The following is a 14,269-nucleotide window of genomic DNA, read 5'->3' on the forward strand; positions in this document are numbered from 1 at the left end:
CGATTCCTCATGGGCGATTCCTTCGGCGCGGGCGTTCCGCGGACAGGTGTGGCGTCAGCGCTGCTTTCCGGGTTCATCGAAGGCCTTCAACGGGGTCGGCAGGTTCAGGACCAGTTGCGCGTCCTTCACCACGTCGAGACGCAGGATGGTGGACGCGCCCAGCCCGTCAAGCAGCTGGCTCAACGGACCGCCGTGCCGCACGAGCTCGACGTTGCGCGGCAACAGGCGCTGGGCGAACGATAGCGCATTCGTCTGCACCGATGTCTGGTGCCATTCGCCGTCGATGCGATTGATCATCGTCGCCGTGCCCATGTGCGACTGGGACGGCACGTTGGTCAGTGCAGGCAGCGGCACGCTCAGGCTCAGGTCCGGCCGGCCGCCCGGGCCGGCGATGCGGGCGCTCGCGGTGGCGCCGAGGTTCACGTCGATGTCGGCGAGCCACTTGGGCAGCTGATAGCCGTGCACGCCGCGCACCCGCGCGATTTCCGTGGTGACCGGCAGCGCCAGCACGTGCGCGAAGAAGCTCCGGCGCCGCATCGAATCGATCAGCTCGAGCGCGTGCGACCCTGTCGCGCCGGGCCGGCGGACCACCACCGCGACGGACACTTCGTCGTACGGATCGTTGTCGCACACCGAATACGAGAAGAAGGTCAGCGCGACCAGCCCGTAGCCGGGGAGCGCACGCAGCGGTTCGAGCGGCACCGGCAGCGTGGTCCGCAGGCGCTCGAGCGGTGCAAGAAACAGGAGCTGGATGCTGCTGGAACGGTAGTAGAAGTTCGGCGCCCAGGTCGGGCCGACCCGCGAAGCGACCTGACGCTTCGGAATCCGACGGAAAAAGTCGATGTTTCCCGCCGCGGGATCGCGCGCCACCTCGTCGAGGTCGGGATTCATCCGGAACCGGTCGTAATACCCGCCTTCGGGCACGTCGACCTTGTGCGGACCGAATTCGACCTGTGTAAACCGCCTGTCCATGTTCGTTGCCTCTCGTCGATGATCGACCGTGGCAGGCAACACCCGAAGCCTGCTGACTCACCGCCGTCAGCAAGCACTCTAAGATTAAAGTCAACTTTAAGGTCAAGGACCGGAATAGAGGGGCAAGTCGGATTGCGTTCACACGACCGGCCGGTGCGCGCCGTGGGGGTGCCGACTCACTTGGTGGTCGTGCGACGGCCCTTGCCGCGTATCGGCACCCCCTCCGGTTTGCGCAAACGATCCATCACCCATCGCGTACGCTCCGAGCAATTCAGTTCGGTCGGCCGGTTCCGGTCTCCTGTCGGCGAAGCTGGCCAGGAACAGCATGCTGACGACGTATAAGGGCTTCCCGCATGGCATGCCCACGTCCAACGCCGAGACGATCAACGCCGATCTGCTCGCGTTCATCCGCGGCTGAACGCCGAAAACGCCATCGCGGCCCTCAACGGCAATCGCCGCTGAAGGCCGTGTCCTACCCGCTCTCGACGGCCGCTAGTCGAGCCTGCGAAGAAAATCGGGAACCGCTTCTCCGATCGATTCAAGATAGCCGGCCATCGCGCCGGCGACCTTTCGCACGGCGGGACGTGCCGTCACCCGTTCGCGCCACGCGAGCAGGCGGGGCGTTTCATCCGTCATCGGTGCGCCCTTGCGCGCGCCGAACAGCTGCGCCATGTAGAACGCGATGTCGGCATAGGAATACGATCCGGCCAGGAATTCGCGATCCGCAAGCACGCGCTCCATGCGCCGATAGTATTGCGCCGCTTCGTCACGCGCGGCGCGCGCGGCCGGATCATCCGGCGTCGCTTCCAGCCCCATCAGCCGGACGACGTGCGGAAAATAGATTTCGTCGCTGCAATGTTCGAGCTGACGCGCGATCGCGCGCGCCGCCGGATGCGCCGGCCACAGCGCGGGATCGGGCTTCAGATCCTCGAGATACTCGAAAATCTGCGTGGAATCGAACAGTTCCAGATCGCCGTCCATCAGCACCGGCACCTGCCGCTTCGGGTTGATGCGCAATACATCCGGATGTTTGGGATCGTAGCCGCGAAGCTGGCTGAACGGCGTCATCACCAGCTCGAAGTCGATGCCCTTCTCGTGTGCCGCAATCTCGACCTTCGCCCCGAACATGCTCAGCGGCCCGGAAATTATCTTCATGGTTCGATCCCTTGTGAGGTCATGCGCGACCCGCGTCGAATACGCTCACGCGTACACTGCCGAGCGTGCGGTCGGTACCAGCCGATGCGTCTCGGTCGCGCGGATCGGCCAGTTCGCCCATTGCGGCGCCAGCTCGTGCGCCCATCGATTCGAGCGGCCGAATGCGTCGAAACGCGCGATGTCGGGAAATACCGCGATGCCCGCCAGCACCTGCTCGTTTGCCCGCACCGGCAATCGGCGAAAGTCGTTCTCGCGCGGCTCCGTGACATACCACCCCTGAGCGGTCGCTCCACCGGTGTCGAGAACGACTGACATGCATTCGCGACAAAACGCCAGCAGCTGCGCCGACGCCGGCTCGTTCAGATAGAAGATCGTGATATCGACGCATCCCGGCGGGATAACCCCGGCGTCGCGGCCGGCCCGGCGCGACAGGTCGACGGGCAGGTTCGATCCTTCCCACGCCGGGCGCAACAGCAGGACGTCGTCCGAATCGATCATCGTCGCGTTGGCCGCGTCGGCATGCGCTTTCCACACGGGGCCGCCGTAGAAATCCGTGAGCCCGCCCAGCCGGGTTTCCATGCTCTCGAAACCGCGCAACCAGACGAACCGGTCCGGACGATCGAGGTCGCGAAACTGCCCCATGACCTTCATGCCGACCGCTTCCTGCGGCTCGACCAGCTCGCGATCGAACAGATCGATCAGCACGTCGCGTTTGCCTGGATGGAGGGTGTACCGGCGCAGCTCGACGACGTCGAGTGGCGTTACTCGAATGCGCTCGTTCATGTTTGACCTCGGTGTCGATGGAACGGATCAGGCATGCGGCAAAGCATAAGTCCGATAACATGACACCTCATGTCAGGTATTCGAGCGAGGTGCTTCCGATGAAAGCCGGTCGCCTGTTGTCGATCATGATGATGCTGCAGGCGCGCGGCCGGATGACCGCGCCGGCGCTGGCCGACGCGTTGGAAGTATCCGAGCGCACGATCCTGCGCGATATCGACCAGCTTTCCACGGCGGGCGTGCCCATCTGGGGCGATCGCGGCCGCAACGGGGGATTTCAGCTGCGCGACGGCTGGAGCACCGATCTCACCGGCCTGACCGAGCACGAGGCGCACGCGCTGATCCTGGCGGGCTTGCCCGGCCCCGCGAGAGAACTGGGGCTGGACGGCATGGCGACCTCCGCACGGCTGAAAATGATGGCCAGCCTGCCGCCTGGCTCGCGCGAGCAGGCCGATCGCGTCGCCAGCCGGCTGCACATCGATACCGTCGACTGGTATCGCGCGCAGGAAACGCCCGAATTCCTGCGCGAAGCCGCCGATGCGGTGTGGGGTTCGTACCGTATCGACGTGAAGTATCAGAGCTGGCGCGGGCTGTCCCGCCGCGAGCTCGAACCGCTCGGCCTCGTGCTCAAGGGCGGCGCGTGGTACCTGATTGCCAGGGTGGTCGGCAAGCCCGGTGCACTCACGTTCCGGCTCGCGAATATCCTCGAACTCCATGCATTGCGCCGCCGCTTCAAGCGCCCCGCGCGATTCGATCTGGCGACGCACTGGCGTGACGCGATGAGCCGGTACGAAGCCGACCTCGATCGGCTGACCGCCCATATCGCCGTGTCGCCGCGCGGCGAAACCTGGCTGGCCAACGCACGGATCAAGACGGCGCCGGTCTCGCAGGATGCACGCAGCGCGGAAGTGCCACCGGGATGGAAAGCGTTCCTGATGCCCATCGAATCCATCGAGCACGGCGCGCGGAAACTGCTGGGGTACGGCGCGCACGTGAAGGTGCTTGGGCCGCAGACGCTCAAGGAGCGATTCATCGAAGAGGTGTCGCAGGTGAAGGCGCTCTATCCGGCGGGCGGTGTTTGACGCGTCGACACTGGCCGCAATGCGATCGTCGAACGGCATGCCGTATCGACCGTTTCCGGCGCCATCGTGCCATCCTGCAATACGTCAGGTCCGTTGCGCCTTCAGATGCTGCCAGATCTTCGCGAGAATGCCCTGCAGCGCATGGCGGTCGTGCTCGTCGAGACAGTCCACCAGTGACGCGCACATCGCCCAGAATGCCGGCAGCGCCCGGCCGAGCACGTCGCGCCCCTCGTCCGTCAACGTCAGTGAAATGCTGCGCCGATCGTCCTGATTCAGCGCGCGCGTGAGCAGCGCGCGCTTCTCCAGCCAGTCCAGCAGCCCCGTGACCGTCGAGCGCGTCACACCAAAATAATCCGCGATATATGACGGCGTCACCGCGCGGCTGTCGATCAACCCACGCTCGGCCAGCCCGAAGATCATCAGCACGTCGAGCTTGCTTTCCGTCAGCCCGAACGCCGTCAACGATGCGTTCGCACGATGCTCGACATCGTCGGAGAGCCAAAGCAGCAGCAGCCCCAGCCCGGCCGCCCCCGCATCGGTACCGCGCGACGCCGTTTGCGCCATCAACGCAAGATGCGGCCGTGCGGCCGACACGGCGTCGCCGGCCGGCGTGTCCATCTCGGGCTGGGGTGTCCGGGCAGCCTTCATCGCTTTCACGACTTTCGTCGCCTTCGCGGTCTTGTTGATCGTGGCAGGGGTCTTGCGTGCAGTCATGGGCGTCAATCGAATCGGCAATCGAGGAAGGGGCGGGTCAAATTATACGACGACCGAATAATTCGTTTACGTATAGTACGGTTTACGTACTATAATTTGTCACGCCGACGCCCTCCCGGCTTCCGCAACCTTCTGCCGCCCCGTCGGCGACGCTATCCTGAACCGCATGAGGACACTGCAATGCCCATCAACGTACTCGAACTTCATCACGTCGGATTCGGTGTGACCCACGCCCAGGCCGATGCCATGCTCGACTTCTATCGTGATGTCCTGAGTCTGCCGCAGGATCCGGCGCGCTGGAAGATTCCCGGCATCTACGGCTCGTGGATCAACCTGCCCAACGGCACCCAGTTGCACATCCTGGGCACCGAAGGCGTCTCACGCTACGCGAAAGGCCCTGGCCAGGACCCCGTGTCGAATCACATCGCGCTCGCCGTCGAGGACGTGCTGGCTGCCGAGCAGGAACTCGTCGAGCGTGGCATCGCGTACTTCACGCTCGACAACGTCGCGTCGCCCGATCTGAAGCAACTGTTCCTGCACGACCCCGCGGGCAATCTGGTGGAGCTTCACCAGTCCAATGCGCGCCGCGCCGGCATCGACAAGCCCGTTCAGAATCCTGCCCGCGTCGGCAACGAGTAACGACCGCTCCCGCTTCCAACGGATACTTTCCATGTATTTCGACATGCAAGCACTCAGCGGCCGGCAGCGCAGCAATCTCGTGCACTCCACCGTGCTGCCGCGCCCCATCGCCTGGGTGAGCTCCCGCAACGCCGAGGGCGAACTGAACGTCGCGCCGTTCTCGTTCTTCAACGCGATGTCCGGCGATCCGCCGGTCCTCTGCTTCTGCGTCGGCTCCCGAGACGGCGTGCTCAAGGACACCGCGCGAAACATCGCCGCACACGGCGAATTCGTGGTGAACCTGGTGTCGTCGGCACAGGCCCGCCGCATGGTCGTGACGTCGATCGACTTCGACACGGCCGTCGACGAATCCGTCGAGGCCGGCCTCGCGATGGCGCCGGGGCGCCTCGTCGACGTTCCGCGCATCCAGGACAGTCCTGCATCGATGGAATGCCGCGTGCGCCAGCTCGTCGATATCGATGCGCGCCGCACCCTGGTGATCGGCGACATCGTCGGCATGCATCTGATCGACGAATCGGTGACCGATACCGAGCGCATGTTCATCGACCCGTTGCCGATGCAACTGATCGGCAGGCTGCACAACCCGGGTTGGTATGGCGAAGTCACACACGCTTTCCAGATGCCGGCGCCGTCGCTCGCGCAGTGGCGTGACATGCAGCATGACGGTCTGGACCAGCAATATCTCGATGCACCGCTGCCGGTTGCGCCGGTACGTCAAGGACCGCCCCGATGCTGACTGACAACGACATTCGAACCTTCGCCCGCGAACTCGACGCCGCGGAGCAATCGCGTACCCAGATGAAGCAGATATCGCTCACCCGGCCCGATATCACGGTTGCCGACGCCTACGCGATCCAGCGGACCTGGGTCGACGCCAAGCTCGCACGCGGGCGCACCGTCATCGGCCACAAGATCGGGCTGACGTCTCGCGCCATGCAGATGGCATCACGGATCGACGAACCGGACTTCGGCGTGTTGCTCGACGACATGCGCTGGGAGGACGGTGGCGAGATCGATTGCGCGCGGCTGATCGTGCCGCGCGTCGAGGTGGAACTGGCATTCCTGCTCGACCACGCGCTGACCGGCCCCGACGTGACGCTCTTCGATGTCCTGGACGCCACCCGCTACGTGGTGCCGGCACTCGAAATCATCGACGCCCGTTCCGAGCAGTTCGATGCCCTGACCGGCCAGCCACGCAAGGTGTTCGACACCATCGCCGACAACGCGGCCAATGCCGGCGTGATTCTGGGCGGCAGGCCGGTGCGGGCTGCGGACGTCGACCTGCGTTGGGTCGGCACACTCCTGCAACGCAACGGCGTGATCGAGGAAACGGGGCTGGCCGCCGGGGTGCTCAATCATCCGGCCAACGGCGTAGCGTGGCTGGCGCGCCGACTCGCGGCCTTCGGCGAAGGGCTCCAGCCGATGCAGATCGTCCTGGCCGGATCGTTTACGCGCCCGGTATACGCGCGGCCCGGCGACACCTTCCACGCGGATTTCGGCCAGTTGGGCAGCGTGTCGTGCCGCTTTGTCTGATGCTGTCGATCTTGATCCGCCGCCTGGCTCCGCGTTAGTAACGTGCCCTTCCGGCCACGCTGCTTTCGACGCGTGCCGCATGCGGGAACGACCTGGGCCGGCACGGTGCTTCAACGGAGCAAGGCAACGCACCGTTCACCGTACCCGTCATCGCACGCGACGAAACACACAAGCCGGACGCAGACATTGAAAACGTCAGAGCCGTTTCTGCTGAATACGATTCCGACTGAAAAGGCGAGCGCTCCGTCGCGCAGTGCTGTGACGAGAGGTAACGCAATGCTACATCGAATGCGACCGGATCAGATCTCGTCCGCAAACTCGTCGAGAAAGCGCTGCAACCGATCGCGGCGGACGATCGCGAGACGGGTACCGGTGACGGTCTGGAAACCGGTTGAAAGCTTCAACAGTTTCGTGCGGAAGTGATCGATCGCAAATCGCTTGTCGTCGAGTTCCCGTTCCGTTGCGTGCGGATCGGCCGGGTCATACAACGCGCTGCCCATCCGGCCCGCGACATAAAAGCACCGCGCGACGCCCACCATGCCGATCGCATCGAGCCGGTCGGCATCCTGCAGCACCTTTGCTTCGAGCGTCGTCGGCGCGATACAGGCAGAAAAACTGTGCGCCTCGACCGCGTGCGCGACGGCGTCGATCTTCGCGTCCGGCCAATCCAGCGACTTCAGCACCCGCCGGGCCTTTTCCGCCGACAATCGCGATGCCTGCGCGCGAAGCGGGGAATTTTTCTCCACCGCCACGCAGTCGTGCAGCAGTGTCGCGGCAAACAGCACCTCGGCGTCTCCGCCCTCCTTCGCCTGGATCGCGGCCGCGTTCTTCCACACGCGTTGCAGATGCGACGTGTCGTGGGAGCCGTCGCCATTGGCATCGCTCCAGTGAGCCAGCAAGGCCTTGGCCAGTTCCTGAAAGGGGGCGAACGCAAGGATAGTCATGGGGGAAATCGGTCGAGATCGGGATGCCGATTATCGCCGCAAGTGCCGCACCGCACACGATCGACTGTCCGATCCGCCGTTGATCCCGACGGATCAGGCAAACCATTCCATCCGCGTGAACCCGGTTGGCTTATAGTGCGGCGTGCCAATACAACGAGGAGCGCTGCAATGACACTGCTGGCCAACGGTCCGTTTGAAGTGAAGCTGAATCCGGAATCCCTGAGTCCCGTCGCGGAACATACCGGGCTCGGCCGCATGTCGCTGGACAAGCGGTATCACGGCGACCTGGAGGCCGTCAGTCATGGCGAGATGCTCGCGTTTCGAAGCAGCGTCCAGGGCTCCGCGGGCTACGTGGCCATGGAAACCGTGCAAGGCGCGCTGGGCGGCCGCCACGGCAGTTTCGTCCTGCAGCACAGCTCCACCATGACCCGCGGACAGCCGCAGCAATCGATCACCGTCGTGCCCGATTCCGGAACGGGAGAGTTGCTGGGGCTCTCCGGCTCGATGATCATCGCCATCGACGACGGCCGGCACTCATACCGCTTCGACTACACACTGCCCGGCTCGCCTCGGTAAGCCGACTCATGGGAATGCGGCTGCCTCATGGTGTCGCCGCGCCGGGGCAGTGACGCAGCCCCCTCTCATTCACCTCCCGATACCCGGCGATTGCGCGTCGAAGGCATCGCCGGGTTCGCTCATGATCGTGTGAATGCGTTCGACCTCGGCGACGCGCTCAGCAATCGCCGAACCATCGCGCCACGATCACAACGGGTTCAATTCCACGCATGGCGCGCCGGGCGCACGCCGTTCAGGTAGTAGTTGCCGACGAGGTGATATTTCCAGCGCACCGGATCGTGCAACGTATGCGTGCGTGCATTGCGCCAGTGCCGGTCGAGGTTGTGCTCGGCCAGCGTCGCCTGCGTGCCGGCCAGCTCGAACAGCTTCTCGCCCGCGAGCAGCGCGATCTCCGTCGTCAGCACCTTCGCCTCGCCCACCGCCACCGACGCACGCGCAACATCGTCTTCAGTCACGTCGCCGCGCGCCGCGATCTCGTCGAGCGTACGCGCCGCGCGCTCGAGCAGCGCCTCCGCAGCATGCAGCTGGATATGCAGATGGCCGATCTCGCGGATCGTCAACGGATCGTCGGCTGCGCGCTCGACGCCGCTGTCGACCCACGGCCGCGTGCGCGTGCGCACGAACGCCAGCGTATCGTCGAGCGCGGCCCTGGCGATGCCCGCGTCGATCGCGGCCTGGATGATCTGCGACAGCGGGCCGTTCAGCGTCGGCAGATCCGACACGCGCTGGGCCGGCAGCACGTGCGACGCCGGCACGCGCACGTTGTCGAGCACGACGGTGCCGCTCGCGGTGGTCCGCTGCCCGAACCCCGACCAGTCGTCGATCACGGTCAGCCCCGGCGCCGGCTGGCGAATGTAAGCGAGCCACGCGCGGCGCTCGTCGTCGAGGCCGAGCACCGGCACGTAATGCGCGAACAGCGCCCCGGTCGAATAGAACTTGGTGCCATCGACGACGTAATCGTCGCCGTCCCGGCGCACACGCGTCTTCAGGTCGAGCACGTGCTTCGTGCCCTTCTCCGAAAAGCCGTTGCCGAACCGCTTGCCGCTCAGCACTTCCGAGAACAGGTGGCGCTTCTGCGCGTCGGTGCCGGTCAGCGCGATCACGTCGACCAGCCCGAAATGATTCTGCGGCAACTGCCCGAGCGACGGATCGGCCGCCGCGACGATCTTCACCACCTCCGTCAACGTCACATGCGAGACACCCGCGCCGCCATAAGCCTTCGGCACGGTGATGGCCCACAGCCCCGACTGCGAGAACCATTCAATCTCGTCGCGCGGCAGCCGGCGCTCCCGGTCGCGCTCGGCCGCACCTTGCGCGAGCCGTTGCGCAAGCGCATGCGCGGTCGCGATGGCCTGCGCGTCGTCGGCGATCACGTGCGCCACCTGCGGTTGCGTATCGGCGGGCCGTTCCTGGATCGTGGCGCTCGTCTCTGACATCGGGCTCTCCTGCTGATTGACGGAAACGTTCAATCTAGCAGCGCCCCGCGCGCCGGCAAACCGAGCGATTCGCACAACGATATTCCTTCGAACGGCAAACGATGCGGCACGCCGCACGCAAGAAACCGCGCGTCAGCAGCGACATCGACGCTCCGGCATCGATGCCGCGCCGCCTCGCCCGCGTAATGCCCGGTGGCGATAACGATGTACGAATCCGTTATTGGATCGTCCGCGTCGCGCTTCCTATACTGGCCTGCCGGCATCGACGGCCCCCGCCTTTCAAGGACCACCGCATGACTTCGTCTCCCGCAGCAATCGAGCTTTCCACCGGCACCGACTATGACGCGCTTGCCAGCCGCTTCAGGCCGATCTTCGAACGCATCGCGGCCGGCACCGCGGAACGCGAACGCCGCCGCGAACTGCCGTACGAGGCGATCGGCTGGCTGAAGGCCGCCGGCTTCGGCGCCGTGCGGCTGCCGGTGCGCGATGGCGGCGCCGGCGCATCGCTGCCGCAGCTGTTCCGGCTGCTGACCGAGCTGGCCGCCGCCGATTCCAATCTGCCGCAGGCATTGCGCGGGCACTTCGCGTTCGTCGAGGACTGGCTGAACGCGCCGCCCGGCGCCGACCGCCAGACGTGGTTCGACCGCTTCGCGAGCGGCCAGCTCGTCGGCAACGCGTGGACCGAGACCGGCGACGTGTCGCTCGGCCAGACCATCACGAAGGTTTCAGAGAAGAACGGCCGGCTCGTGCTGAACGGCCGGAAGTTCTACAGCACCGGCAGCCTGTTCGCCGACTGGATCGACGTGTTCGCGCAACGCGCGAGCGACGGCAGCGACGTGATCGTCGCCGTCGCGACCGCGCAGCCCGGCGTGATCCGCGAAGACGACTGGGACGGCTTCGGCCAGACGACGACCGGCAGCGGCACCACGCGCTTCGAAGACGCGACGGTCGACGCACGGGACGTGATCGACTTCGCGCGACGCTTCAAGTACCAGACCGCGTTCTACCAGCTCTTCCATGTCGCGACGCTGGCCGGCATCGGCCACGCGGTCGTGCGCGACGCCGGCAACCTGGTGCGCCACCGCACCCGCGTATACAGCCACGGCAACGCCCCGCGTGCGGGCGACGACGCGCAACTGCAGCAGGTGGTCGGCGAGATCGCGTCGTGGGCCTATGCGGCCGACGCGCTCGCGCTGCGCGCCGCGCAGCCGCTGCAACGGGCCTACGAAGCGCACTTCGGCGGCGACGCAGCGGCCGAGCACGATGCGAACGTCGCGGCCGAGATCGAATCCGCGCAAAGCCAGCTCGTCGTGTCGGAACTCGTGTTGCGCGCGGCGACGCACCTGTTCGACGCGCTCGGCGCGTCCGCCACCCGCAGCACGACGGCACTCGATCGCCACTGGCGCAACGCGCGCACCGTGTCGTCGCACAATCCGCTCGTCTACAAGGCGCGGATCGTCGGCGACTGGGTCATCAACGGGCGCACGCCGCCGTTCGTCTGGCAGGTCGGCAACGGCGCGGGCGCGGGCGCGAGCACGCATGCAGAAACGGGAGCCGCCCAATGAGCAAGACCAGCAAGACCATCCGCTTCAACGCGTTCGAGATGAACTGCGTCGGCCACCAGTCGCCCGGGCTGTGGGCCCATCCGCGCGACCGGTCGTGGCAGTACAAGGATCTCGACTACTGGACCGACCTTGCCCGCGTGCTCGAACGCGGGATTTTCGACGCGATCTTCATCGCGGACGTGATCGGCTACTACGACGTCTACAAAGGCAGCAACTACCACGCGCTGCACCAGGCCGCGCAGATCCCGGTCAACGATCCGCTGCAGCTCGCCGCGCCGATCGCGATGGCGACCGAGCATCTCGGCATCGGCATCACCGCGTCGACGACGTTCGAACACCCGTACACGTTCGCGCGCCGGCTGTCGACCGCCGATCATCACACGAAGGGCCGGCTCGCGTGGAACATCGTCACGTCCTACCTTGAAAGCGGCGCGAAGAACGTCGGCGACCACGGCCTGCGCACGCACGACGACCGCTATGCCGTCGCGGCCGAATACGTCGAGGTGCTGTACAAGCTGTTCGAAGGCAGCTGGGAAGACGGCGCGGTGGTGCGCGACCGCGACGGCCGCGTGTTCACGCATCCGGAGAAGGTCCACGAGATCGGCCACAAGGGCCGCTTCTTCGACGTGCCCGGCTACCACCTGTGCGAACCGTCGCCGCAGCGCACGCCGGTGCTGTTCCAGGCCGGCGCGTCCGGCCCCGGCAAGACATTCGCCGCGCAGCATGCCGAATGCGTGTTCGTCGCCGCGCCGACCCGCGCGCAGCTCGCGCGCTACGTGGCCGACGTGCGCGCGCAGGCCACCGCCGCGGGGCGGGACGCGAGCAAGGTATTGATCTACAACCTCGTCACCGTGATCGTTGATGAGACCGACGAGAAGGCACAGGCCAAGTTCGACGAATATCGCAAGTACGTGTCGTACGACGGCTCGCTGGTCTTCATGTCCGGCTGGACCGGCATCGACTTCGGCCAGTACGCGCCGAACGATCCCGTCCGGCGCGTCGAAACGAATGCAATCGTGTCGGCGGTCGAGCACCTGTCGGGCGGCGACACCGCATGGACGATCGAGGAACTGGCGGCCTGGGGCGGCATCGGTGGCCTGGGCCCGGTCTTCGTCGGCTCGGCGGCGACCGTCGCGGACATCCTGCAGGAGTGGGTCGCCGCCACCGACGTGGACGGCTTCAACCTCGCGTATGCGGTCGCGCACGAAACCTTCGAGGACGTCGTGCGTCATCTCGTCCCCGAACTGCAGCGGCGCGGCGTGTATCCGACCGGCTATGCGCCGGGCACGCTGCGCGAGAAACTGTTCGGCGGGTCGGCACGGCTGCCGGACGAACATCCGGCCGCGCAGTTCCGCGACATCGAGCAGGTCAAGCGCGATGCCGAGCGGGTAGCGGCCTGAGCGTACGGCAACGCGGCGGCTGGCCGGCCCGTGTGCGGGCCGGCCGACGTCACGACAAGCAGAGCAACCGGTACGTCGGGCCGCTCGCCCGACACGCCGCCTGATCGCCCCACTCCCCTCAATCGAAACCTGGTGCAGCTCCGCTGCGCGTTCAGCTTGCGCACGCGCGCACCGAAGAAAGCGCGCGCATGTTCCAGACGACGAGCGACAGAGATCCTGCGCAACTGCGCGCCTCTCGACACGCGATGCCGTCGAGCCCCGGCAGCACGCATTCTGTTCTCCCGATCCGGTTCTCCCAAGCGATATAAATCGATAAATTAATCGGCACGCGTCATAAAGTTGCTCGCGCCCGCGCTTAGCAGCAACGCGCATGTTCAATCGCGGATTTCTTCGTTACCGGAACCTCGGTGCTTCGTTACATTAGCCGGCCACCCTGCCTGTTCCCGGCTCGTTGCCGTTCTTCCGGAGAATCCCCGATGAAGCTGTCCTGGTCCCGCGCATGGCAATCCGCGGCCCTCGTCGTTGCCGCGTTCGCCGGCCTCGTCTCGGTGCACGCACGCGCAGCGACGCCCGCGGAAATCCGCGTCGACTACGCGTACTACTCACCGGAGAGCCTGGTGATCCGCCACTTCGGCTGGCTCGAAGACGAATTCAAGGCCGACCGCACGTCGATTCGCTGGGTGCTGAGCCTGGGCAGCAATCGCGCACTCGAATACCTGAACAGCGGTGCGGTCGATTTCGGTTCCGCCGCCGGTCTCGCGTCGGTGCTCGCGCGTGCGAACGGCAACCCGATCCATACGGTCTACGTGTTCTCCCGCCCCGAGTGGACCGCGCTCGTGGTCCGCAAGGATTCGCCGATCCGCTCGCTCGCGGACCTGAAGGGCAAGAAAATCGCCGCGACGCGCGGCACCGATCCGTTCCTGTTCACGCTGCGCGCGCTGCACACGGTCGGCCTGACCCGCGACGACGTCGAGATCGTCAACCTGCAGCATCCCGACGGGCGGACCGCACTCGCGAACGGCCAGGTCGATGCATGGGCCGGTCTCGATCCGCACATGGCCGCGGCGCAGCTCGACGACGGCGCTCGCCTGCTCTACCGCAATGTCGCGTTCAACACCTATGGTTTCCTGAACGTGCGAGACGCATTCGCCAGCCAGTACCCGCAAGCAGTCACGCGCGTACTGAAGGTCTACGATCGCGCGCGCCAGTGGATCGTCGCGCATCCGGCCGACACCGCACAGATCGTCGCCGACGAATCGAAGGTATCGCTGCAGGTCGCGAAACTGCAGCTTCAGCGCAACGACTTCAGCGATCCCGTTCCCGGCGAAACCCAGCGCGCGGCGCTGAAGGCAGCCGCGCCGGTGCTGACGGCCGAGCAGTTGACCAAGCCCGGTGTCGATCCTGCGAAGATCGTCGATACGCTGATCGATCCGGCGTTCGCGCGCCCGCTCGCCGCCGCTTCGCACTGAGGCT

At 65.9% G+C, this 14,269-nt stretch carries 14 protein-coding genes and 1 pseudogene; 9 read left to right on the plus strand and 6 right to left on the minus strand.

The annotated features are described in order from the left end of the window. Nucleotides 1–54: 54 nt before the first annotated feature. Nucleotides 55–972: an acetoacetate decarboxylase family protein gene (locus tag HAV18_RS19230; RefSeq protein WP_166958572.1), complete on the minus strand. Its 918-nt coding sequence runs from the start codon at nt 970–972 to the stop codon at nt 55–57. 283 nt (nt 973–1,255) lie between these two features. Here HAV18_RS19230 and HAV18_RS19235 point away from each other — a divergent pair. Beyond that, nucleotides 1,256–1,390: pseudogene (locus tag HAV18_RS19235) on the plus strand (alpha/beta hydrolase); the annotation flags it as partial. A gap of 74 nt (nt 1,391–1,464) precedes the next feature. Here the strand turns inward: HAV18_RS19235 and HAV18_RS19240 are convergent. Continuing rightward, nucleotides 1,465–2,127: a glutathione S-transferase family protein gene (locus HAV18_RS19240; RefSeq protein ID WP_166958574.1), complete on the minus strand. Its 663-nt coding sequence runs from the start codon at nt 2,125–2,127 to the stop codon at nt 1,465–1,467. A gap of 45 nt (nt 2,128–2,172) precedes the next feature. Next, a complete protein-coding gene (locus tag HAV18_RS19245; RefSeq protein ID WP_166958576.1) occupies nt 2,173–2,910 on the minus strand; it encodes an NIPSNAP family protein in 738 nt (245 codons plus the stop codon). Between the two features lie 98 nt (nt 2,911–3,008). On the opposite strand from HAV18_RS19245, the gene HAV18_RS19250 reads away from it, so the two are divergent. Beyond that, nucleotides 3,009–3,989 (plus strand): YafY family protein, encoded by a 981-nt coding sequence (locus HAV18_RS19250; RefSeq protein ID WP_166958578.1) that lies wholly within the window; start codon nt 3,009–3,011, stop codon nt 3,987–3,989. 84 nt (nt 3,990–4,073) lie between these two features. Here the strand turns inward: HAV18_RS19250 and HAV18_RS19255 are convergent, their stop codons facing one another. Beyond that, the gene (locus tag HAV18_RS19255; protein WP_166958834.1) at nt 4,074–4,637 is read right to left on the minus strand and encodes a MarR family winged helix-turn-helix transcriptional regulator; all 564 of its coding nucleotides are present in this window, start codon (nt 4,635–4,637) and stop codon (nt 4,074–4,076) included. Nucleotides 4,638–4,883: 246 nt separating this feature from the next. Here HAV18_RS19255 and HAV18_RS19260 point away from each other — a divergent pair, with 246 nt between their 5' ends. The 3 genes from HAV18_RS19260 to hpaH are packed head-to-tail and all read left to right on the plus strand — an operon-like array spanning nt 4,884 to nt 6,875. Beyond that, the gene (locus HAV18_RS19260; RefSeq protein ID WP_166958580.1) at nt 4,884–5,342 is read left to right on the plus strand and encodes a VOC family protein; all 459 of its coding nucleotides are present in this window, start codon (nt 4,884–4,886) and stop codon (nt 5,340–5,342) included. Between the two features lie 31 nt (nt 5,343–5,373). Continuing rightward, on the plus strand, nt 5,374–6,078 hold the full coding sequence (locus tag HAV18_RS19265; RefSeq protein WP_166958836.1) for a flavin reductase family protein: 705 nt from the start codon (nt 5,374–5,376) through the stop codon (nt 6,076–6,078). After that, nucleotides 6,072–6,875, plus strand: coding sequence for a 2-oxo-hept-4-ene-1,7-dioate hydratase (hpaH, locus tag HAV18_RS19270; RefSeq protein WP_166958582.1), 804 nt, complete (start codon nt 6,072–6,074; stop codon nt 6,873–6,875). Before HAV18_RS19265 ends, hpaH begins: the two co-directional genes overlap by 7 nt. A 299-nt stretch (nt 6,876–7,174) precedes the next feature. On the opposite strand, the gene HAV18_RS19275 is transcribed toward hpaH, so the two are convergent. Further along, nucleotides 7,175–7,819: an HD domain-containing protein gene (locus HAV18_RS19275; protein WP_166958584.1), complete on the minus strand. Its 645-nt coding sequence runs from the start codon at nt 7,817–7,819 to the stop codon at nt 7,175–7,177. A gap of 168 nt (nt 7,820–7,987) precedes the next feature. Between HAV18_RS19275 and HAV18_RS19280 the strand changes: the two genes are divergently transcribed. Beyond that, entirely contained in the window at nt 7,988–8,395 is a 408-nt protein-coding gene (locus HAV18_RS19280; RefSeq protein ID WP_166958586.1) for a DUF3224 domain-containing protein, read from the plus strand. 197 nt (nt 8,396–8,592) lie between these two features. Here HAV18_RS19280 and HAV18_RS19285 read toward each other — a convergent pair whose 3' ends face one another. Further along, complete coding sequence (locus HAV18_RS19285) at nt 8,593–9,831, minus strand: SfnB family sulfur acquisition oxidoreductase (RefSeq protein WP_166958588.1); 1,239 nt, start codon at nt 9,829–9,831, stop codon at nt 8,593–8,595. 293 nt (nt 9,832–10,124) lie between these two features. Between HAV18_RS19285 and HAV18_RS19290 the strand changes: the two genes are divergently transcribed. The 3 genes from HAV18_RS19290 (at nt 10,125) to HAV18_RS19300 (ending at nt 14,265) form a co-directional block, all read left to right on the plus strand. Continuing rightward, on the plus strand, nt 10,125–11,396 hold the full coding sequence (locus HAV18_RS19290; protein WP_166958590.1) for an acyl-CoA dehydrogenase family protein: 1,272 nt from the start codon (nt 10,125–10,127) through the stop codon (nt 11,394–11,396). Next, nucleotides 11,393–12,796: an LLM class flavin-dependent oxidoreductase gene (locus tag HAV18_RS19295; RefSeq protein WP_166958592.1), complete on the plus strand. Its 1,404-nt coding sequence runs from the start codon at nt 11,393–11,395 to the stop codon at nt 12,794–12,796. The genes HAV18_RS19290 and HAV18_RS19295 overlap by 4 nt, the downstream gene beginning before the upstream one ends. Nucleotides 12,797–13,272: 476 nt before the next feature. Then, nucleotides 13,273–14,265 (plus strand): aliphatic sulfonate ABC transporter substrate-binding protein, encoded by a 993-nt coding sequence (locus HAV18_RS19300; RefSeq protein ID WP_166958594.1) that lies wholly within the window; start codon nt 13,273–13,275, stop codon nt 14,263–14,265. The last annotated feature ends 4 nt before the right edge of the window (nt 14,266–14,269 follow it).

Source organism: Burkholderia sp. D-99 (assembly GCF_011605345.1).
Lineage (GTDB): Bacteria > Pseudomonadota > Gammaproteobacteria > Burkholderiales > Burkholderiaceae > Burkholderia.

Coding starts and splice junctions, on each gene's coding strand:
- HAV18_RS19230 (WP_166958572.1), bottom strand. CDS start 972: ATGGACAGGCGGTTTACACAGGTCGAATTCGGTCCGCACAAGGTCGAC.
- HAV18_RS19240 (WP_166958574.1), bottom strand. CDS start 2,127: ATGAAGATAATTTCCGGGCCGCTGAGCATGTTCGGGGCGAAGGTCGAG.
- HAV18_RS19245 (WP_166958576.1), bottom strand. CDS start 2,910: ATGAACGAGCGCATTCGAGTAACGCCACTCGACGTCGTCGAGCTGCGC.
- HAV18_RS19250 (WP_166958578.1), top strand. CDS start 3,009: ATGAAAGCCGGTCGCCTGTTGTCGATCATGATGATGCTGCAGGCGCGC.
- HAV18_RS19255 (WP_166958834.1), bottom strand. CDS start 4,637: ATGAAGGCTGCCCGGACACCCCAGCCCGAGATGGACACGCCGGCCGGC.
- HAV18_RS19260 (WP_166958580.1), top strand. CDS start 4,884: ATGCCCATCAACGTACTCGAACTTCATCACGTCGGATTCGGTGTGACC.
- HAV18_RS19265 (WP_166958836.1), top strand. CDS start 5,374: ATGTATTTCGACATGCAAGCACTCAGCGGCCGGCAGCGCAGCAATCTC.
- hpaH (WP_166958582.1), top strand. CDS start 6,072: ATGCTGACTGACAACGACATTCGAACCTTCGCCCGCGAACTCGACGCC.
- HAV18_RS19275 (WP_166958584.1), bottom strand. CDS start 7,819: ATGACTATCCTTGCGTTCGCCCCCTTTCAGGAACTGGCCAAGGCCTTG.
- HAV18_RS19280 (WP_166958586.1), top strand. CDS start 7,988: ATGACACTGCTGGCCAACGGTCCGTTTGAAGTGAAGCTGAATCCGGAA.
- HAV18_RS19285 (WP_166958588.1), bottom strand. CDS start 9,831: ATGTCAGAGACGAGCGCCACGATCCAGGAACGGCCCGCCGATACGCAA.
- HAV18_RS19290 (WP_166958590.1), top strand. CDS start 10,125: ATGACTTCGTCTCCCGCAGCAATCGAGCTTTCCACCGGCACCGACTAT.
- HAV18_RS19295 (WP_166958592.1), top strand. CDS start 11,393: ATGAGCAAGACCAGCAAGACCATCCGCTTCAACGCGTTCGAGATGAAC.
- HAV18_RS19300 (WP_166958594.1), top strand. CDS start 13,273: ATGAAGCTGTCCTGGTCCCGCGCATGGCAATCCGCGGCCCTCGTCGTT.